This is a genomic window from Streptomyces endophyticus, assembly GCF_035798155.1.
Taxonomy (GTDB): domain Bacteria; phylum Actinomycetota; class Actinomycetes; order Streptomycetales; family Streptomycetaceae; genus Streptomyces; species Streptomyces endophyticus.
In genome coordinates, this window is sequence record NZ_JAOZYC010000050.1 from 1 (window position 1) to 3,523 (window position 3,523).

At 69.1% G+C, this 3,523-nt stretch carries 2 protein-coding genes; one reads left to right on the forward strand and one right to left on the reverse strand.

Going from position 1 to position 3,523, the window contains the following annotated elements:
- Nucleotides 1-1,666: sensor histidine kinase (locus OKJ99_RS07845; protein WP_326015098.1), on the reverse strand; the 1,666-nt coding region annotated here is incomplete at its 3' end.
- Nucleotides 1,667-1,809: 143 nt separating this feature from the next.
- Between OKJ99_RS07845 and OKJ99_RS07850 the strand changes: the two genes are divergently transcribed.
- Nucleotides 1,810-3,216, forward strand: coding sequence for a cation:dicarboxylate symporter family transporter (locus OKJ99_RS07850; RefSeq protein WP_326015099.1), 1,407 nt, complete (start codon nucleotides 1,810-1,812; stop codon nucleotides 3,214-3,216).
- Nucleotides 3,217-3,523 lie beyond the last annotated feature (307 nt).

Consider the following 3,523-nt stretch of genomic DNA (forward strand, 5'->3'; position numbering starts at 1 on the left):
CCCCATCCGGGGCTGAGGACTCGGGGCTCCGCCCCGGACCCCGCTGCTCAATCGCCGCAGGGGCTTGATCGGCAAGTGGAACCCGAACCGTGAACTCCGCGCCGCCCTCCGGCGCGCGACCCAGATCCAGCACCCCACCACACCGTGTCAACGCCTGCCGCACCAACGCCAGACCGAGCCCACGCCCACCCGCCCCCGACGCCTTCGTCGACCAGCCGCGAACGAAGACGGAGTCGGTGTGTGCAGGATCGACCCCGGGACCCGTGTCCGAGACCCGCAACAACAGAACGTCGTCGTCGGTCCGCGCGGTCACCGTGACCCGCGCCCCGGGCGACCCCTGCGCCGCGTCGACCGCGTTGTCGACGAGATTGCCGAGCACGGTGACCAGGTCACGCGCGGGCAGCGCCTGCGGCAGCAGCCCGTCGTCGATCCGGGTGTCGGCCGACACCACCAGCTCCACACCGTGCTCATTGGCCTGCGCCGCCTTGCCGAGCAGCAGCGCGGCCAGCACCGGCTCGTGCACCGCACCCACGACCTGGTCGGTCAGCGCCTGCGCCAGCTCCAGCTCGGCGGTCGCGAACTCCACGGCCTCGTCCGCCCGGTCCAGCTCGATCAGCGAGACGACCGTGTGCAACCGGTTCGCCGCCTCGTGCGCCTGCGACCTGAGCGCCCGCGTGAACCCCCGTTCGGAGTCCAGCTCGCCCATCACCGCCTGCAGCTCGGTGTGATCGCGCAGCGTCACGACGGTGCCGCGCCGGTCACCGCTCGCCACCGGAGACGTATTGACGACGACGACACGGTCGACCGTCAGATGCACCTCGTCGACCCGCGGCTCGGCGGCGAGCAGCGCACCGGTGAGCGGTGCGGGCAGCCCGAGCTCGGCGACGGACCGCCCGACGACGTCGTCCCCCTCCGCGACGCCGAGCAGCACCCGCGCCCCGTCGTTGATCAGAGCGACCCGCCGCTGCCCGTCCATCATCACGAGCCCCTCGCGCACGGCGTGCAGCGCGGCCTGGTGATAGGCGTGCATCCGGCTCAGCTCGGTGGCGTTCATCCCGTGCGTGTGCCGGCGAAGGCGGGCGTTTATGACGTACGTACCGATGCCGCCCAGCACCAGCGCGGCGAGCGCGACCCCCGCCACGGCGAGGACCTGCCCCTGCGCCTGGGCGGTGATGACATCGATCGTGATGCCGGCGCTGACGAGCCCGACGATCCGGTGCCGCCCCGCGTCGTACACGGGCGTGACCACCCGCACCGAGGACCCGAGCGTCCCCGTGTACGTCTCCGAGAACGTGTGTCCCTTCAAGGCGGGACCGATGTGCCCGAGGTAGCGCTCCCCGATCTGCCGCTCGTCGGGATGCGTCCAGCGGATGCCGTCCGGATCCATGATCGTCACGAAGTCGACGCCGGTGTGCCGCTGCACCTCACGCGCGTACGGCTGCAGCCGCCCGGTCGGATCCACGGCACCCGAGGCCGCCTCGCGCACGGACCGCGCGTCGGCGACCGCCCGCGCGGTGGCCGTGGCCTGCCGTTGCGCGCTGCTCTCCGCCTGCCCCCGGTCACTGACGTACGTGAAGAGCGCACACCCCGCCACCACGACGGCCACCAGCACGACCTGCATCGCGAAGAGCTGGCCCGCCAGGCTGCGGGGACGGGGGAGACGCATGCGGGACAGTCTGCCTCTTCGTATAAGCACGAACTAAATGAACGGAAGGGTGACGGTCCTCACCGGGGGGAGAGATAGTCGCCAGGATTCGCAGGACGTGAGCCGCACGACCTGGTACGCCGACGTCGTCGTCAGGAGGAACCGTGGCCGATACAGAGACCGCGAAACCAGCCGCACCAGTGAAGCGGGACCGTACTCACTATCTCTACATCGCCGTGATCGTGGCCGTGCTGCTCGGTATTGCAGTCGGCTTCGCCGCGCCGGACTTCGCCAAGGAGCTCAAGCCCATCGGCACGGGCTTCGTGAACCTGATCAAGATGATGATCTCGCCCATCATCTTCTGCACGATCGTCCTGGGCGTCGGCTCCGTCCGGAAGGCCGCGAAGATCGGCAAGGTCGGCGGCCTCGCCCTCGGCTACTTCATGGTGATGTCGGTCGTGGCCCTCGCCATCGGCCTGCTCGTCGGCAACTTCCTGCACCCCGGCGACGGCATGCACCTCACCGAGGCGGTGAAGGGCGCGGGCCACACGGCGGCCGAAGAGGCCAACGAGGGCCCCGTCGACTTCCTCCTCGGCGTCATCCCCACCACCATGGTCTCGGCCTTCACCGGTGACTCCGTCCTCCAGACCCTGCTGATCGCGCTGCTCGTCGGCTTCGCCCTCCAGGCCATGGGCAGCTCCGGCGAGCCGGTCCTGCGGGGCATCGAGCACATCCAGAAGCTCGTCTTCCGGGTTCTCGGCATGATCATGTGGGCCGCCCCGGTCGGCGCGTTCGGAGCGATGGCGGCGGTCATCGGGGAAACGGGCGTCGACGCCCTCAAGGCCCTCGCCACGATCATGGTCGGCTTCTACGTCACCTGTGCCCTGTTCGTCGGCATCGTCCTCGCGACGATCATGCGCCTGGCGACGGGCTTCAACATCTTCATGCTGCTGAAGTACCTGGGCCGGGAGTTCCTGCTGATCCTCTCGACCTCCTCCTCGGAGTCGGCACTGCCGCGTCTGATCGCGAAGATGGAGCACCTGGGAGTCAGTCGCCCGGTCGTCGGTATCACCGTCCCGACCGGCTACTCCTTCAACCTCGACGGAACCATGATCTACCTGACCATGGCCTCCATCTTCATCTCCGACGCCCTGGACCAGACGATGTCCGTCGGCGAACAGATCGGCCTGCTCCTCTTCATGATGATCGCGTCGAAGGGCGCGGCGGGCGTCTCCGGCTCCGGCGTCGCCGTCCTCGCCTCGGGCCTCCAGTCCCACAAGCCGGGCCTGGTCGACGGTGTCGGCCTGATCATCGGCATCGACCGCTTCATGAGCGAGGCCCGCGCCCTCACCAACTTCGCGGGCAACGCGGTGGCCACGTTGCTCATCGGTACGTGGACCGGAGAGGTCGACCGGGACCGTGTGAAGCGGGTCCTCGCCGGCGACCTGCCCTTCGACGAGCGCACGCTCCTCGACTCCGGTGACTCCTCGGACTCCTCCGACTCCTCGGACTCCGGCTCGGACGTTCCGACGCCGCGCGACGGCGGAGCGAAGGATCCGGTCGGAGCCTGATCCCTCAGCGCCTTCGTAGGGGCGGGGCCTGGTGCGATGCGTCGCGCCGGGCCCCGCTTTTGTGCCGTGGGGGCCGGTGGCGTAGAGTCCTTCGAGTTGCCCACAGGGCGGCACCCCCAACCACTTGCACGATCTCCTTGACCGGGATTCTATTCGGCGTGCCCGAATTCAATTCCGAACCCCCGATTCGCTCGGGGGCCGGGAATCCGCTAAAGTTTGGAACGTCGGAGCGGCCCAACAGCCGCGAAGACAAGCCCCGCTGACTGGGAATCAGGCCCGAAAGGATCTGATAGAGTCGGACTCGCCG